This window comes from Aquamicrobium sp. YD-1-mutant5, assembly GCF_059509755.1.
In genome coordinates, this window is sequence record NZ_JCAKKP010000048.1 from 1 (window position 1) to 1213 (window position 1213).

A 1213-nucleotide genomic window follows, 5' to 3' on the forward strand; every position below is an offset into this window, starting at 1 on the left:
CCTCAGACGGCCTCGACGGCGATGGCGATGCCCTGCCCGACGCCGATGCACATGGTGGCGAGCGCCAGCCTGTCGCCGCGCAGCTTCAGTTCCAGTGCCGCCGTGCCGGTGATGCGCGCGCCAGACATGCCAAGCGGATGACCAAGCGCGATCGCCCCGCCATTGGGGTTTACCTGCGCGGCGTCGTCGGCAAGCCTGAGTTCGCGCAGAACCGCAAGGCCCTGTGCGGCAAAGGCCTCGTTGAGCTCGATCACATCGAAGGCCGACGGTGCAAGGCCAAGTCTTGCGCACAGCTTCTGCGTGGCAGGTGCCGGACCAATGCCCATGATGCGTGGTGCAACGCCGGCGCTCGCCCCGCCCAGAACCCGGGCGATGGGGGTCAGGCCATATTTCTTCACCGCCGCTTCCGAAGCGATGATAAGGGCGGCAGCACCGTCATTGACGCCGGAGGCATTGCCTGCGGTCACCGTGCCGCCTTCCTTCCTGAACGGGGTTGCCAGCCTGGCCAGCGTGTCCACCGTGGTGCCGGCGCGCGGATGCTCGTCCTTGGAGACGACCACCGCATCGCCCTTGCGCTGCGGGATCGTCACCGGCACGATTTCCTGCGCGAGACGCCCGTTCTCCTGTGCGGCAACCGCCTTGTCCTGACTGCGCACGGCAAAGGCGTCCTGATCGGCGCGGCTGATGCCGAAATCGGCGGCCACGTTCTCGGCCGTCTCCGGCATGGAATCCACCCCATACTGCTTCTTCATCAGCGGGTTGATGAAGCGCCAGCCAATGGTCGTGTCGTGGATTTCGGCAGCGCGCGAGAATGCCGTCTCGGCCTTGGGCATGACGAAGGGCGCGCGGCTCATCGATTCCACGCCGCCGGCGATCATCAGTTCGGCCTCGCCGGCCCTGATGGCGCGGGCGGCACTCATCACCGCATCCATGCCCGAGCCGCACAGGCGGTTGATGGTGGCGCCGGGCACCACATCGGGCAGGCCTGCCAGCAGAAGCGCCATGCGCGCCACGTTGCGGTTGTCCTCGCCGGCCTGATTGGCGCAGCCATAGAGTACGTCATCGACCGCCTCCCAGTCGACGGACGCGTTGCGCTCCATCAACGCCTTCAGCGGCACCGCGCCGAGATCGTCGGCGCGCACCGACGACAGCGAACCGCCAAAACGCCCGATCGGCGTGCGGATATAATCGCAGATATAGGCTTCACGCATGT

Annotated in this window: 1 protein-coding gene; it reads right to left on the reverse strand. The window is 66.8% G+C overall.

All coding sequences use genetic code 11. The features are described from left to right. Positions 1 to 2 precede the first annotated feature (2 nt). Positions 3 to 1211 (reverse strand): 3-oxoadipyl-CoA thiolase, encoded by a 1209-nt coding sequence (pcaF, locus tag AC5XE7_RS20815; protein WP_495367431.1) that lies wholly within the window; start codon positions 1209 to 1211, stop codon positions 3 to 5. Between the last annotated feature and the right edge of the window lie 2 nt (positions 1212 to 1213).

Bases quoted from the DNA above. Each gene is read 5' to 3' on its own strand.
- pcaF (WP_495367431.1), bottom strand. From the start codon at position 1,211: ATGCGTGAAGCCTATATCTGCGATTATATCCGCACGCCGATCGGGCGT.